Below are 13,683 nucleotides of genomic sequence, written 5' to 3'. Positions count from 1 at the left end.
CCGGCCGGTCGGCGAGCGGCCTAGCGCAATTCCGGCGTATCGTCAAACCAGCGGCGATGCTCCTGGATGGCGAAACGGTCGGTCATGCCGGCGATATAGTCGCCCACCCGCCGGGCGAGAGCCGCCTCGTCGCCGGCATCGAGGTCGCGCCGCCACTCCTCCGGCATGAAGTCGGGATGGGTGACATACTTGTCGAACAGGTCCTTCACCACGCGGTCGGCGTCGCGGCGCACCCGCATCACCTCGGGGTGCCGGTACATGCGCGGAAACAGGAAGCCCTTGATGGCCGCGTCGACGGCAGCCATTTCCTCGGAAAAGGTCACCACCGTATGGCCGGCCCGCCGGATGTCGTCGGATGAGCCGGGATCGAGCTCGGCAAGCCGGGCGAGCGCGGCGGCGATCACGTCCTCGACCATGGCGGTGATCAGCCGGCGGGTGATTTCGTGGATGGTGCGGTGCCGGTCGAGGCCGGGATATTTCGCCTCGATCGCTTCGAGGAAGCCGCCGATCAACGGCAGCGGCCTGAGGTCGTCGATCGAAAAAAGCCCGGCGCGCAACCCGTCGTCGATATCGTGGGCGTCGTAGGCGATGTCGTCGGCAATCGCCGCGCACTGCGCCTCGGCGCTGGCATGCGTGTCGAGCTTGAGGGAATAGAGGTCGGGATAGGCAAGGAGCGCTACCGGCAACCCTCGCTCGGCATGGCGGCCGGTCGGATGGTCGGCCGCGTCGGTCAGCGGCCCGTTGTGCTTGACGAGGCCCTCCAGCGTTTCCCACGACAGGTTGAGACCGTCGAACTCGGCATAGGAATGCTCGAGCTCGGTGACCGCCCGGAACGACTGGGCATTGTGGTCGAAGCCGCCGAAGCCCGTGAGGCAGGCGTCGAGCGCGTCTTCGCCGGTGTGACCGAACGGCGTGTGGCCGAGGTCGTGGGCGAGCGCCAGCGCCTCGGCGAGGTCCTCGTTGAGCCGCAGTGCGCGGGCCAGCGCCCGGCCGATCTGCGCCACTTCCAGCGTGTGGGTGAGACGGGTACGGTAATGGTCGCCCTCGTGAAAGACGAACACCTGCGTCTTGTGCTTCAGGCGGCGGAAGGTGGTGGAGTGGATGATGCGGTCGCGGTCGCGCTGGAACGGCGTGCGCGTCGGGCTCGCCGGCTCGGGATAACGCCGGCCGCGGCTGTCCTCGGGGTGGACGGCGAAAGGCGCCAGCGGTTCCGTACCAAACCCGAGACCTGTCACGATCGCCTCCCGAAAGCCTGTCCAGCCTTGGCAAATCCGCATGCCGGGCTCTCGCAACCGTCATTTGACTTTGCCATCCGCTGCCTTACGTATGTCAGCAGACATCACACTTTCAAGTCATTCGAGCCCCTGGGGACCGCCATGGAAGCTCTCGCCGCCAATATCAGCATGACCGCCAGCGCCGCCCGCCGCATCGCCAAGGTTCTGGAGAAGCAGCCGGGCAAGACCGCATTGCGCATTTCGGTCGAGGGCGGCGGCTGCTCGGGCTTTTCCTATCGCTTCGACCTTGTCGACGGCCAGAATGCCGACGACCTCGCGGTGACGCGCGATGGCGCGACGGTGCTGATCGATGCGGTATCGCTGCCGTTCATCGACGGCTCCGAGATCGACTTCGTCGACGACCTGATGGGCCAGGCGTTCAAGATCAACAATCCGAACGCCACCTCGAGCTGCGGCTGCGGCACGTCGTTCGCCGTCTGAGTCCGCCGTCTATACCGTCAGCAGCGTCGATCCGACCGTCTCCCGCGCCTCCATCGCCTGGTGACAGGCAACCGCGTCGGCCAGCGCGAACTTCTGCCCGACGTTGATGGTCACCGCATCGGTCCGGATCTGCTCGAACAGATCCTCGGCGCAGGCGTCGAGATCGGCGCGCGTCGCCGTGTAGTGGCCGAGCGTCGGCCGCGTGACGTAGAGCGATCCCTTCTGCGACAGGACGCCGAGATTGAAGTCCGCCACCGGTCCCGAGGAATTGCCGAAGGAGACGAACAGGCCGCGCGGCTTCAGGCAGTCGAGCGAGGCCGGGAACGTGTCCTTGCCGACCGAATCGTAGACGACGTCGCATTTGGCGCCGCCGGTGATCTCGGCGACGCGGGCGACGAAATCCTCGGTGCGGTAGTTGATGACGTGGCTATAGCCGCAGGCGCGGGCGATTTCCGCCTTGTCCTCCGAACCGACCGTGGCGATGGAGGTGGCGCCGAGCGCCTTCAGCCACTGGCCGGCGATCTGGCCGACGCCGCCGGCGCCGGCGTGGAACAGCACGGTGTGGTCGCGCGTCACCTTGAAGGTCTGGCGCAGGAGATACTGCACCGTCATGCCCTTGAGGAGGCTGGCCGCCACCGTGAAGCCGTCGATGTCGTCGGGGACGCGGACGAGCTTCTGCGCCGAGATAAGGCGCGCCTCGGCGTAGGCGCCGACCGATCCGGCATAGGCGACGCGGTCGCCGGGGCGAAACTGGGCAACGCCCTCGCCCGCCTTTTCCACGATGCCCACGGCTTCGGCGCCGGGAACGAACGGCAGGCCGGCCGGGGCGGGATAAAGGCCCTTGCGGTAATAGGTGTCGATGAAGTTGACGCCGATCGCCGTGTGCTTGAGGCGCACCTCCCCCGGACCGGGCGCGCCAACCTCGACGTCCTCGAGAGCCATCACCTCGGGTCCACCCGTCTTGCGGACGACAATCGCCTTCACCATGGCCTTCACTCCCGGAAATCTAGCGCATCGGACCGAAAAGTGGGTCCACTTTTCGGCAAAATCCGATGCGCCAACGAAAGACTGGAGCGGCGGCCCGGATATGTCCGGGTGCCCGCCGCTCTAGCGGTTATGTGGTCGATGCGTTCGTACCACCAACGGCGGCAGGCTCGCCAATCATCTTTTGTTGGCCGGCAAGCCGATCCGCCGGCGGATCGGCTTGCCGGGCGAAGACACCGGACATCGCCACGAAGGGCAGCATCATGACGAACGCCGCCGTCAGGCCGAAGTGCTCGGCGACGAAGCCGACGCCGGGCGGCGCCAGCAGGAAGATGGCGGTGATGATCATCGACATGGCCGCGACATTGCGCGCCGCGTCGCCCGGCTTGTCGCCGGCCGCCGCCACACCGATCGGCATGACCAGCGACACGCCGACGCCCATCAGCGCCAGCGAAAGGCCGGAAATGGCGATGTGCGGCGAGAAGATGAAGCCGGCGAGACCGACGGCGGTGGTCGCCGCGCAGACGCGGACGATGCTCGACGCGCGGTAGCGCGCCCGGAACCAGTCGCCGACTACCCGGCCGACGAACATGGTGAGCGGGAAGGTGCCGTAGGCGACCGACGTCCAGAAGGGGCTCGGCCGAAGCTGCTCGCGCAGGAACAGCGTGCCCCAGTCGTAGACGGCGCCTTCGGCCAGCGTCACGCCGGTGGCCATGACGCAGAGGCCGAGCAGGCTGGCGTTCGGCAGGGTGAACAGCGGCGGCTTGGCGACGTCGACCGGACGGGCAATGCGCTCGTACATGGGGCGCGGCAGCAGCCGGGCGATGCCGGCGCAGGCGACGACGCCCAGCGCCGCCATCGCGGCGAGATGCAAGGGGAGCGGCACGCCGAACTGGCCGAACAGGCCGGCGGACAGCGCGCCGCAGACGAAGCCGAGGCTCCAGTAGCCGTGGCACTGGGCCATGTACTTGCCGCCGGTGGTCGTCTCGAGGCGCTGGACGCCGGCATTGCCGCCGATCTCGAACAGCGTGTTGCCGACGCCGGCGAAGAACAGCACGGCGGCGAGAATCGTCCAATGACCGGCAAGGCCGATGCCGAGCACCATCATCGCCGCGAGCACCAGGCCCCAGACGCCGACCCGGGCGGCGGCGAAGCGGTCCATCAGCGGCCCGGCGACGGGCGCCGTGACCAGCGCCCCCACCGGCCCCAGGAACAGGGCAAGCCCCATGGTCGCCTTGTCGACGCCGAGATGGGCGAGCAGGTCCGGCATGCGCGTCAGCCAGTTGGCCGTGAGGAACGACGAGCCGAAGTAAAGGGTGCCGATGCGCAGGGCGGTAAACACGGGTCTCACCGATCGATGGGAAATATCGCGGATCCGCCTAGGGGAGAGCGCGCGACAACAAGAGATCGATAAAACGATTCAAACATCCGGCGCAATGCCCGGCGCCAAGGTTGGGCCGGCTTCGCTGACGATCGCGCTGGCTCCGTGCCCTTCCGGACACACGGAAAGCCGCGCGGCCTCGGCAGGGGATTTGAAAAAGCGCCCTGCCCTCGGTTGCCATGTCGGTTCCGGTCGAGTATGTGAAAGCCCGTTCGCGCCGGCCCGATCGCGGGTTATATTCGGCAGGAAGCGGCAACGCCGCTGCGATCAAGGTGGGAGCGCGTAGCTCAGTTGGTAGAGCACGTGACTTTTAATCATGGGGTCATGGGTTCGAGTCCCATCGCGCTCACCAATCTTTTCAATGGCTTGATGGACTCTGCCGGGCCGCTAAAAATGGCAACCCCTTCGGGGGTAACGGGTGGGGTAACAGAAAACCCACTCCCTTGGTAGGGAGTGGGCATCGCGGCCTCGTGTGGTGCCCATGGCGGGCGGTTAGCTCGATCACCTCAGGCGGCGGCCTTGGGGCGATCGAGCCAGGAATCGATTGCGTCTTCTATATCAGCGAAGTGAAGTTCGATGGCTGATGCAGCAATGTCGCGTTCGTTCATCGCCGCCATCATCGCCATTCGCCCGACACGAACAGCATATCCTAAGTGTTCGATAAACGTTGATGCGTCGTCGTTGTGTTGCATGGTGCACCTCTTAATGACGATATGAGTTCTAATCGTATCAAAACATCGTGTCAAACAGTATTTTTTGCGTCAATTGCGCAAATGATAATTTCTAAATTGCATTTTTTGCGTCAATTGCGCAAATGAAAATGACATCAACTTTGAAAGTCATTGATTGATATGAGGTATACCCCCGTCGTCTCATATTTGAATTTTGCAAATAGCAATTGCGGCTTTGCAAATGCAAAAAAAGCCGCCCCCGTGAGGGAGCGGCGAAGGCGCAAGCGGTTGCGCTTGGAATGATTATTTCGAAGGACTGGCAGGCACGCTGCCCAGGCACTGATATCGGATCGTGGCAAGCCACTGATTGCAACCGTAATTGGTTGAGACCTGACACATTCGAGACTCGCCACCGAACGGAGCCGCGTCCTTGTAGCCCCAAGCCTGACAGCGCTCACGAGCCGTAGCGACACCCTTAACCGGGTCGATCTTGACGTTCTCGATGCTGGCTTGCTCGTAGCTCAGATCAACCGTTCCGTCTGCCCGGCTGCCGCCGGTTGCCACGAGTTCCTTATTTACGTTCACGCATCCGGCGAGTGCGAGGCACAGCGCCGCAATAGTCAGCTTTTTCATGATTTCCCCCGTTGCCACGTGGGGAACTCAAGCAAATCGCGGAATGGTTGTCGAGTCAGCGTTTTGGCGACAACCAACGCCCCTCGCGCCCGGACTCACCGCCTCGGCAGGGGGATCACCCGGCCGGTTTCCAGTCGACCAGATAATCAACAATGACGCGATGCGTGGTTTGATCGTCGGACCAATCCGCGTACTCGGTCCCGGCCTTCCGGAACGTGGCGTAGAAACCAGAAAACTCGCCGTCGCAATCATTGAGAGCCGCCTTGACCTCAGCGGCGAGGCGGTGAGCATCAGCGGCACTGAGGGCGACACAGATGACCGACACGCGGGAAGTTGGGTAGTTTCCTGCACCGGAGAGGGTGTAAGTCTCCTCCTCGTCGACCAACGCAACGGTGATCCGCGGCGGTGGCGTCGACGGGGTGCCCGGTTCAATCTCAACGCGATCGCCGACGATGGCCGCGACGTTCGCTGCCCCGGCGAGTGCGGCTATCGTGATGACGATGGCGCTCATGATTTCCCCTTCTTGGCAGCGCGGCGGGCAAGCCGGGCGGCTTGGGCTTCGATGGCCGGTCCGATGGTGTCAGCGAACACCTTGACCGCTGTTTCCTTCTCGGCGTCGAAGGCCGGCCGAAGGAATGGCTTCGCCGCAGCGCCGGGATGCATCCGCTTTTTCTTCGGTTGCCAGTGCGGCGCCGTACCGAGCTCGACCAGATGCGCCTCACGATATGCAGGGTCCGACCCGTCCGGCCCGATCTCATAGACCGGCGTCAGGGGTCTTGATCGTTTCCCGTTTCGTTTGATGATCAGGATCTTGTAGAGCCGACCACTCTTGCGCGAGCCGTTGGCCGCCAAGCGCGCTTTGGCCTCGTCGAGCATGGGCTCGCAAGCTCGTTTGCTGGCGGTGTTCAAAGGTCCTGCCAGGGCCGAGCGCAAGGCCTTCAACGCGGCGCGCGTTTCGGCACCGCCGGTCACTGATGACTTCGCCATGCTTTCACGCTCCCCAAGGGGCGGTGCGCGCCTCAGCGGTCACCTCGAGGCGTTCGCGGAAGCCGAGTTCCCGAATGCCGGTGATGTCGTAGTCTACCCCCTCACAGCGGAGCCCGTCGGTTGCCTTTAGGTCGGTGCGGAACCAGATCCGAAACGTGACAACGCTGATAGCGAACTCGATGTCGACTTTCGACATGGCCTCGTCCTCGCTCTTTGGGATGCGCTCTGCCCAGACGGTGGCCACCTCGGAGGTGGTGGAAATGGGGACTCCGTATTCGTCACGTTCCTCACCCTGCGAGGTCCGGAGGATCGTCAGGCGGCGGTTCATTGAGCCGACACGGATCATGTCGAGACCCTCTTTCAGACGAAGACGCGATAGGGCGCGAGAAGATCGCGGATGCCCAGCGGGATCTCAGACATTGAGGTCAGATCGACGGCCTGTCGGTTGACATAGAGGTGCGCAGCAAGCTGCTTCACGGCCTCAACGATGGGTTCCGGCAAGCTGTCCGACGTCGTGCCGTAGCCCGTGACGAAGTCCACCTTGACGGTTTCTGGCCAAGGCACCACCTGCGGCCACGCCTTGCCACGGGCCGGGATCACGGAGGCCTCATCCGAACCGATGCCCAACACCTGATAATCGGACGTGGGCAGGGTCTGGGTGGCGCCGTCTGCGTCCGCATAGGTGATGCCTGCGACACTCGCGACAGGCGGCAAGGGAAGCCTCAGGGGTTCCGGCTCCATGGGGAAGGCATCGAGGACAAGGCGCCAGGTCTGCGTCAACAGGCAGCGGCGGAGGCGTCCTTTCGGCCCGTCGAGCGCGCCCACTGCGGCTTTAACCTTGGGCAGAACCTCGCCGTCGTCGGCGTCAAGATGGAGATGGCTGAGAACGCCGGGCAGCAACAGCGTCGCGAGCGAAGCCGGCGCGGTGGTGCGAATGAGCATATGGGGATCTCCAAGAGAAAAAGGGGGCAGCCGAAGCCGCCCCCCCCTCGCGTTCAGATCGATGCGTTACGGGGTCGGGGCGACAAAGGGCCCGTGGACGAAGGATTCCGGCCGCATCACCGCCAGCGCGAGACGTTCCTCCGCGCGGATGGTGATCATGTTTTTCCGGAAGTTGTCCGAGTCCTCGGTGGAGACTTCGACGGCGGCGTCTTCCCGGTCGAACACCTGGGCCGCGATGTTGAAGGCGCCGACCATGAACTTGCCGGCCGGCATGGCGTTGGTGTCGACCACCGGCAGGCCCCAGAGGTTCTGCCCGTTGTTGATGGTGGGATTGCTCCAGATGTACTTTCCGGAGTCGTCCTTCAGCAGCTCGATTTCCGCCCAATCCAGCGGGTTCAGGACGATGCCGGAGGCGCGATACTCGGCGATCCGGACCTGCAGGATGGCGCGACGAAGGACGTCGATCCGGGTGTCGCCAACGCTGCGGAGATCATCGTCGAAGGCCGTGGCCTGCGGGATGAGGCCGTGGAGGTTCTGCCCGGTGCCGTCGCCGGAGAGAAGCTGCTCTTCCTCTTTGTAGGCGAGGCCGTAGCGGGCGCGGGTGTCGATGTAGGACTGAAGCGCCGGGACGTCTTCCAGGACCTGCTTCGACGCCAGGAACCAATGAGCGATAGTGCGAACGTTGGTCGTGACGAGGTCGAAAGCGAGATCCGACTGAGGCTTGGCAGCGGTCTCCGCCACCGGCGCGGCCATGTTCTGGAAGCCCGATTCTTTGACGTACTCGATGGCGTTCGAGGCCGTCCGGCCGGGTGCCAGCATGTTGCGGATGGTCATCACCCGATCGGGACCGCGCACGATGTCGGCGAGCCGATCCGGGCGGATAGCGTCACCAACGCCGCCAGTGCCGGTAGTCGCCGAGGTGATCGACGTCACCGCCTTCAGATTGAGCCGGGCGAAGCCCTTGCCCTTCTTCTGCAGGTCAAGGAAGTCGGTGGTGGCGGTGAACTGCTCGCCGATCGACTTGACTTGCAGCACTCCGCCGCCGGCGCGCTTGGCGAGCTTCTGCTCGACTTCTACGAGGCGAGCGGCCATGCCGCCGGCCTCGGAGAGGATCTTGTCCAAGGCGGACTTCGTCTCCTCGAGGATGCGCCCATGGGACTTGATCTCGCTGTCGGCCTTGGTGGCGAAGGCCTTGATCTGCTCGTCGCGCTGCTGAAGCGCCTGCATGATCTCGGCGACGGACGCCTGATCGTCGGCGCGGTCGATGGCTTCATTCTTCCGGCGGAACTCCGCCGACTTGGTGTGAAACGACATGGTGTTACCTCAGATATCGAGGTTGAAGGAACGGAGATGAGCCGCGATTGCGGACAACCCTCCGGATGATTCCGCCGGGGCTTCGGCCTCTCGCCGAAGGACATGGGACAGGCCGCGGTTGGCGATCACCGCGGCCTGCGTCTTTGAAAAGCCGGCCTCACGCAGGAGCTTTTCGAATTCTGGAAGGGTCGGAAGCCCGCCATGGGCGAGCTTCATCTTGACGACGTCGATGCGCGCCTCATCGTTGGCGGGACGCGTGACGATGCTCACCTCATCGAGGTCGACTGCCGTCAGGGTGCGGACGCCGGTCTTGTCGTCGAGCGATGAGGCGCGCGGCCAATATCCGATCGATAGACCGGAGATGGCGCCGGCCTTCATCAAGGCGTGCGCTTCTCGTGCCTGGGCAACGTCGGAGACGAGAAGCTGGCCTTCTAGGTAAAGGCCGCGACTGTCCTCCTTTACGAGGTCGTAGACCCCTAGCGGCCGGTCGGATTGGTGCTGCCAGAGGATCGGCAGCTTTCGCCCCTTCGCCGCGCGATCGGCGAGCGACGACGCGAAGGCGCCAGGAGCGACGATCTCGTTGTAGCTGTCGACGACGCCGAACACCGAGCCGTAGCCAGAGAAAAAGCCGTCTGGCTGGACGGCTTTCACGGACAGATCGAAGTCGCGAATTTTTAGGCTCATGGCTTTGGCTCCGTGCGAGCGGCCGGCGCGGCAGCGGCGCCGAGTTGGTCGAGGAAGGTGAGATTCGTCTGGACGGTGAGGCGGTCGCCGTTGGGCGGTGTGGCCGGTAGGTTCAGCTTGGCGCGGGCCTCGATGCGACCCATGAGGCCGTTCTGAACCATCGTCGACAGGAAGGCCGCTTTCGCCGCGCTGTCGGCCTGCAGCAGACCCTCACGATTGAACTCGGCATAGAAGCGGCCGCGCTCTTCCGGCGTCAGGAGCTGCTTGCGGATTCGGCGCTCGATGCGGGAGAGGAACGGATTCAAGCCGGTGGTCAACCACTGGATCAGCAGGGCCTCAACGCCGGTTCCCCACATCGTCTGTCCTTGGGCGGCGTGGCCGACGATGATAGGAGGCGTTCCGAACCATCGGCAGATCTCTTCGACATGGAAGCGCCGGGTCTCCAGCATCTGCGTCGTTTCGGGATCGAGGCTCAGTTGCTGGTACTTGAGCCCTGCCTCGAGGACCATCATCTTCCCCGCGTTCCGCGACCCTGCGAACGACTGCATGATCTTGGTGAGGGCTTCCCGTTGGGGGTCGTCGATCACCTGGTCTGCGGTAAGCACGCCGGCTGGCATCATGCCACCGTCGAAGATCTTGCCGGCGGTTTCGTCCGTCGCGATCGCGCTGCCGAACGTCTGGACGCCGAAGCGGATCGGCGACAGGCCAAGGTCGCCGCCGAACCCAAAGCCCTTCACGTGGAAGATCTTCGACGCCGGCAGTTGCTCCGGGAGGCCACGATCGTTGAAACGGTAAACGAGCTCGCCGTCTGTGTTTCGCGTCACCTGCATCTGGTCGGCAGCGATCAGGTTGAGGGAGACAAGGCGATTTCCCATGAAGGCTTTTTCGGCGTAGGCGTTGCCATTCACGCATAGCCATGCGGTAACGGCTTCCCAGAGTTCCAGCCCGGTCATTTCGTCGTTCGGGCTTTCGGCGATGATGTCAGTAAGCGGATGAGAGACCGCCGGTACCCGTCCACCGCTTGTCCGCTCGAACAGTTGCAGCGGCAGCATCGAGACGGCTTGCGCCGTGAGGCGAACGCACGCCCACACGGTCGCCAGCTGGAGCGCGGCGTCGGCAGTGACGAACTTGCCGGCGTAGCTCTCCCGGCCGGAGAAAGCCGCCCAGAACTTCGAGTCCGAGAGGCCGATCTTCCTCCCGATCCATGCACGTAGAGACATTCAGACCACCATGATAGGTTTCGAGAGGAAGCCGCTTAGGTCGCGTTTTGGCGGCTCGACGAAGCGGGCGGCGGTGCCGATCGCGATCACGAGAGCAACAAGCGGGTCGATGCGCACCGGCCCGCGTGAGTTGGATTTTTCCTTGTCGACCTTGATGTTTCCGGCTGGGTCGGTAACGGTGATGGCCCCCGCAACGGCAGCATTCAGAACGGGGTTGGAGCCGTGCCTGAGCTTGCCGGACAATGCGAGCTCGGCGAACCGCTCGACGGCCGGCGACATGTCCTTGAAGCCTTGGCCGAACTCCTGCAGTGGCACATTGCAGCCGATGTCGATGAGTTCAGACTTGAGATCGTCAATGCGCCACCGATCGTAGCCGACGGCGCGAATGTCGAATTCTTGCGACAGTTGAGCGAGCGCCGCGGCGATATAGCCGTAACGGATCGTCGGCCCCGGAACCTCGATGAGATGTCCCTCTCGGATCCATTGCCTGAGACGTTCCCGCTCGACCGCCGTTCGTTCCTGCATTGCGCCGGCCGGAGTCCACGCGAATGGCAGAATATCGAAGCTCGGATCCGCGCCAGCGCTGGGGAAGATGAGCACCAGCGCCGACAGATCGTTACGCCCCGACAGGTCGAGGCCGCCGAAGCAGCGCCGCCCGCGGAGCGATGCCCGATCAACCGTGCCCATCGCTTCCTTCCAGACGCCAATGTTCAGGACCCGGTCTTCAGCCCTCGAGTCCACTCGGCGGTTGAGCCTCAGGTTGATGAACGCTGGCGCGAAGGACGGCAGGCGCTTCGCCCTTTGTTGCTCAACGAGAAGGTCCGCCTTATCGAGGAAGATGCCGAGCGCGGGATTGACCGCGCGAAGTGTTTCCGGGTCGAACGGGTCCGCATCGTCCGGTGCCGCCAAGAGGTGGACCAACACCGAAGGGTCGGCACCGCTCAGCCCGTCGTCGATGATCTGCGAAAGCGCGTGCTCGTCGTCGGCCGCCTGCGTGCTGATTATGATTCCAAGGGACCGATTGCGCTTGCCCTGGGCCGTCATCAGCGCGTCGAGAAGATCCCGCGACGGCACCCGCGCCAGTTCGTCGAAGACCCACAAGGACGGCGCCAGGCCATGCCCCTTGCGCGCATCGGCGCTCATCGCCTCGAATATCGAGCCGGCACCTTGGCCGCTCAGGACCTCGATCTTCTTGTGGAAGCGCTGGATATTCACCAGTTCGGCGAAGGCCGGGACCGCGAGAATGATCGCTTCCACCTCGTCGAACATTTTCCCGGACTGTGTGCGGTCCACAGCCGCTGCATAGACCTCGCCGCGTGGTTCCGCTTCCGGCCCGATCAGATGGCAGAGAATAAGGGTTGCCAGCAGACCGGTCTTGCCGTTGCCTCTAGGCTCGCTCTTGACGGCGATCCGAACTCGCTCGCTATCCGGCCGGCCGTAGAGATCTTCAAGGAACGCGCGCTGCCCCGGAAGCAGCTTCATCTTCCGGCCGGCGCGCTTGCCTTTTGTCACCGGGCAATACTGGACGAACTTGATAACCCGCTCGGCACGCGTCAGCCCCTTCGCGTCCCACGGCATCCGGCGTCGGCGCACGGGAGTTGCAGCGCGGGCGTCAGCGAGACGTCGCGCACCTGGTCCCCGCAGCCCCATTCGCTACCTCGCCGCAAAACTAACTCTGGAGATGGGAACACCGGCCGGTCAGGGCGGCGAGCGTCCGGACTTTTGACCCGCCCTCCCCACTCGGTCAGAACCGGTTGAAGGGGTGCCGCGGATCGATTGGCAGACCATCGGCGCCTATCTCAGTCGAGTATCCGAGCGTCTCCGCCTGCTGCTTGGTGCTGTCGTGGCAGCGCTTGCACAATGACTGTGTGTTCTCGAAGCGGAAGAACAGATCCCGTCTGCCACGATGCGGCTCGATGTGGTCGACGATATCGACCGGCGTCTTGAGCCCCACGGCCGCGCATTTGCGGCAATACGGCTCCTTGGCCTTGCGACGGGCGCGGATGGCTGCCCACGCGGGCGTTTGATACCACGCGCGCCAAGGCGCCCTTCGTTCCTGCGACATCGACTGCCCTTCTGGTATGGATGCGACCTGCTGCATTGACGGGGGAGACTAGGCCCGGGCGGCCCGATGCAGCTTCCCGTTGTTCGGCTATCGCTTCGCCGTCATTTCATCCGCCCGACAAGAGGATAATCAGCCGAAGCTGATGCCGTTCATGATCGACGACGGCTCGCGCGGCGGCTTGGACTTGCGGTTCTTGGCCGGCACGAAGTCGGCGGCTGGATCAAGTGGCTTGCCGACGCGATCGTCTGGCCAGCGTCCGACTTCCCGCTGATAAATGCCGGTCGCGTTCACTGTGGTCGCAACGACGCTGCCGCCAATGGTTGCCACCACCGGCTTGCGCTGCCACCCGAAGGGCTTGAGCACGTTGCGTTGTGTCGCGGCGAGCCACTTCACGCAGGAGCCGTCGTCCTCGTCGTACAGTGAGGGGAGATTGGTTGCGTCCTCATTGAAGTCGTCGCCCTCGCCTTCGTTGAAAATGCAGGGTAGCGGCGCCAACTGCCAGGCGGGCACGCCGAAGACCGGGCGGTTGGAGAGGCCCCATAGGCGAGCACCGCCTTTTTTAGGGACGTGTGCGACGACGAGATCAAAGGCGCTCCATCGGAACAGCGGCAGTCGCTTAAGGCAGGTGGCAAGACCGTTTTCGAACTCAGAGTATGTTTGAAAGTCCTGTTTTGTCAGGAAATTAAGCAGACTCGGCAAGTGCGCTGCGTTGCCACGGACGGCGACCGCCGAATTGAAGTGAGGGAACGTCGCCACCTTGTTCGCGAAGCTGGCAACCCGGCCCGACTGGCGGAGCATCGCAGTATCGGTCAGCAGCAGGATGTCGCCGTCACGCCGCCAAGCATTGCACATCGTCATTGCCGGCCCCTCCCAATGATCAGGCGAGTCGCGCGAGCGGTCGCGATAAGGCTAATGGAAGAGAGGGCGGCGCCGGTGAATCCCGCAACCGAAAATAGGTACGTGAAAATCGGCGTAAAAATCGGGTCGGCGTTGGCAGTCCCAGCCATGGCGAAGAAGATCGCCAGTGTAATCAAAACCTTTTTCATCAGTCCCGCTCCTGCGACATGCGATGGTAAGAACCGAAGTT

Annotated in this window: 17 protein-coding genes and 1 tRNA gene; 2 read left to right on the top strand and 16 right to left on the bottom strand. The window is 63.9% G+C overall.

Translation table 11 applies throughout. The annotated features are described in order from the left end of the window. Positions 1–20 precede the first annotated feature (20 nt). On the bottom strand, positions 21–1,238 hold the full coding sequence (locus CJ014_RS23055) for a deoxyguanosinetriphosphate triphosphohydrolase (protein ID WP_245427591.1): 1,218 nt from the start codon (positions 1,236–1,238) through the stop codon (positions 21–23). 138 nt (positions 1,239–1,376) lie between these two features. On the opposite strand from CJ014_RS23055, the gene erpA reads away from it, so the two are divergent. After that, positions 1,377–1,715 (top strand): iron-sulfur cluster insertion protein ErpA, encoded by a 339-nt coding sequence (gene erpA / locus CJ014_RS23050; RefSeq protein ID WP_100082857.1) that lies wholly within the window; start codon positions 1,377–1,379, stop codon positions 1,713–1,715. A gap of 9 nt (positions 1,716–1,724) precedes the next feature. Here erpA and CJ014_RS23045 read toward each other — a convergent pair whose 3' ends face one another. Next, entirely contained in the window at positions 1,725–2,702 is a 978-nt protein-coding gene (locus tag CJ014_RS23045; RefSeq protein WP_100082856.1) for a quinone oxidoreductase family protein, read from the bottom strand. Positions 2,703–2,829: 127 nt separating this feature from the next. Further along, complete coding sequence (locus CJ014_RS23040) at positions 2,830–4,041, bottom strand: MFS transporter (RefSeq protein ID WP_100082855.1); 1,212 nt, start codon at positions 4,039–4,041, stop codon at positions 2,830–2,832. Positions 4,042–4,356: 315 nt separating this feature from the next. Between CJ014_RS23040 and CJ014_RS23035 the strand changes: the two genes are divergently transcribed. Then, a tRNA-Lys gene (locus tag CJ014_RS23035) sits at positions 4,357–4,432 on the top strand. Positions 4,433–4,586: 154 nt separating this feature from the next. Here the strand turns inward: CJ014_RS23035 and CJ014_RS27645 are convergent. The 13 genes from CJ014_RS27645 to CJ014_RS22975 all read right to left on the bottom strand — a co-directional run. Further along, positions 4,587–4,772, bottom strand: a complete 186-nt coding sequence (locus tag CJ014_RS27645) for a hypothetical protein (protein WP_133121923.1) — start codon at positions 4,770–4,772, stop codon at positions 4,587–4,589. Positions 4,773–5,054: 282 nt separating this feature from the next. Next, on the bottom strand, positions 5,055–5,384 hold the full coding sequence (gene yecR, locus CJ014_RS23030) for a YecR family lipoprotein (protein WP_100082854.1): 330 nt from the start codon (positions 5,382–5,384) through the stop codon (positions 5,055–5,057). A 115-nt stretch (positions 5,385–5,499) separates the two neighbouring features. Further along, the gene (gene gp17, locus CJ014_RS23025; RefSeq protein WP_100082853.1) at positions 5,500–5,895 is read right to left on the bottom strand and encodes a tail completion protein gp17; all 396 of its coding nucleotides are present in this window, start codon (positions 5,893–5,895) and stop codon (positions 5,500–5,502) included. Then, complete coding sequence (locus CJ014_RS23020; RefSeq protein WP_133121922.1) at positions 5,892–6,371, bottom strand: hypothetical protein; 480 nt, start codon at positions 6,369–6,371, stop codon at positions 5,892–5,894. Before CJ014_RS23020 ends, gp17 begins: the two co-directional genes overlap by 4 nt. Before the next feature lie 4 nt (positions 6,372–6,375). Continuing rightward, positions 6,376–6,717 (bottom strand): phage head closure protein, encoded by a 342-nt coding sequence (locus tag CJ014_RS23015; protein ID WP_100082851.1) that lies wholly within the window; start codon positions 6,715–6,717, stop codon positions 6,376–6,378. Positions 6,718–6,731: 14 nt separating this feature from the next. Continuing rightward, the gene (locus CJ014_RS23010; protein ID WP_100082850.1) at positions 6,732–7,313 is read right to left on the bottom strand and encodes a head-tail connector protein; all 582 of its coding nucleotides are present in this window, start codon (positions 7,311–7,313) and stop codon (positions 6,732–6,734) included. 66 nt (positions 7,314–7,379) lie between these two features. Then, entirely contained in the window at positions 7,380–8,627 is a 1,248-nt protein-coding gene (locus CJ014_RS23005) for a phage major capsid protein (protein ID WP_100082849.1), read from the bottom strand. A gap of 9 nt (positions 8,628–8,636) precedes the next feature. Next, entirely contained in the window at positions 8,637–9,278 is a 642-nt protein-coding gene (locus tag CJ014_RS23000) for an HK97 family phage prohead protease (protein WP_245427586.1), read from the bottom strand. Positions 9,279–9,307: 29 nt separating this feature from the next. Next, positions 9,308–10,531, bottom strand: a complete 1,224-nt coding sequence (locus tag CJ014_RS22995) for a phage portal protein (protein ID WP_100082847.1) — start codon at positions 10,529–10,531, stop codon at positions 9,308–9,310. After that, positions 10,532–12,109 (bottom strand): terminase large subunit, encoded by a 1,578-nt coding sequence (locus tag CJ014_RS22990; RefSeq protein WP_245427583.1) that lies wholly within the window; start codon positions 12,107–12,109, stop codon positions 10,532–10,534. 166 nt (positions 12,110–12,275) lie between these two features. Continuing rightward, positions 12,276–12,596 carry an HNH endonuclease gene (locus tag CJ014_RS22985; RefSeq protein ID WP_100082845.1) on the bottom strand — a complete coding sequence of 107 codons (321 nt, stop codon included), beginning with the start codon at positions 12,594–12,596 and terminating at the stop codon, positions 12,276–12,278. Positions 12,597–12,725: 129 nt separating this feature from the next. Continuing rightward, on the bottom strand, positions 12,726–13,454 hold the full coding sequence (locus tag CJ014_RS22980) for a hypothetical protein (protein ID WP_100082844.1): 729 nt from the start codon (positions 13,452–13,454) through the stop codon (positions 12,726–12,728). After that, positions 13,451–13,683 (bottom strand): hypothetical protein (locus tag CJ014_RS22975; protein ID WP_207765847.1); only part of this gene is annotated, 233 nt, incomplete at its 5' end. The genes CJ014_RS22975 and CJ014_RS22980, both read right to left, overlap by 4 nt.

It is taken from the genome of Pleomorphomonas carboxyditropha, assembly GCF_002770725.1.
GTDB lineage: Bacteria > Pseudomonadota > Alphaproteobacteria > Rhizobiales > Pleomorphomonadaceae > Pleomorphomonas > Pleomorphomonas carboxyditropha.
Note: the sequence above shows the minus strand (reverse complement) of the source record. Positions and strands in the feature narration are given on the sequence as shown.

Excerpts from the sequence above, each read along its gene's own strand:
- CJ014_RS23010 (WP_100082850.1), bottom strand. The coding sequence starts at position 7,313 with ATGCTCATTCGCACCACCGCGCCGGCTTCGCTCGCGACGCTGTTGCTG.
- yecR (WP_100082854.1), bottom strand. The coding sequence starts at position 5,384 with ATGAAAAAGCTGACTATTGCGGCGCTGTGCCTCGCACTCGCCGGATGC.
- CJ014_RS22980 (WP_100082844.1), bottom strand. The coding sequence starts at position 13,454 with ATGACGATGTGCAATGCTTGGCGGCGTGACGGCGACATCCTGCTGCTG.
- CJ014_RS23015 (WP_100082851.1), bottom strand. The coding sequence starts at position 6,717 with ATGATCCGTGTCGGCTCAATGAACCGCCGCCTGACGATCCTCCGGACC.
- CJ014_RS22990 (WP_245427583.1), bottom strand. The coding sequence starts at position 12,109 with ATGCCGTGGGACGCGAAGGGGCTGACGCGTGCCGAGCGGGTTATCAAG.
- CJ014_RS27645 (WP_133121923.1), bottom strand. The coding sequence starts at position 4,772 with ATGCAACACAACGACGACGCATCAACGTTTATCGAACACTTAGGATAT.
- erpA (WP_100082857.1), top strand. The coding sequence starts at position 1,377 with ATGGAAGCTCTCGCCGCCAATATCAGCATGACCGCCAGCGCCGCCCGC.
- CJ014_RS22985 (WP_100082845.1), bottom strand. The coding sequence starts at position 12,596 with ATGTCGCAGGAACGAAGGGCGCCTTGGCGCGCGTGGTATCAAACGCCC.
- CJ014_RS22995 (WP_100082847.1), bottom strand. The coding sequence starts at position 10,531 with ATGTCTCTACGTGCATGGATCGGGAGGAAGATCGGCCTCTCGGACTCG.
- gp17 (WP_100082853.1), bottom strand. The coding sequence starts at position 5,895 with ATGAGCGCCATCGTCATCACGATAGCCGCACTCGCCGGGGCAGCGAAC.
- CJ014_RS23045 (WP_100082856.1), bottom strand. The coding sequence starts at position 2,702 with ATGGTGAAGGCGATTGTCGTCCGCAAGACGGGTGGACCCGAGGTGATG.
- CJ014_RS23020 (WP_133121922.1), bottom strand. The coding sequence starts at position 6,371 with ATGGCGAAGTCATCAGTGACCGGCGGTGCCGAAACGCGCGCCGCGTTG.
- CJ014_RS23005 (WP_100082849.1), bottom strand. The coding sequence starts at position 8,627 with ATGTCGTTTCACACCAAGTCGGCGGAGTTCCGCCGGAAGAATGAAGCC.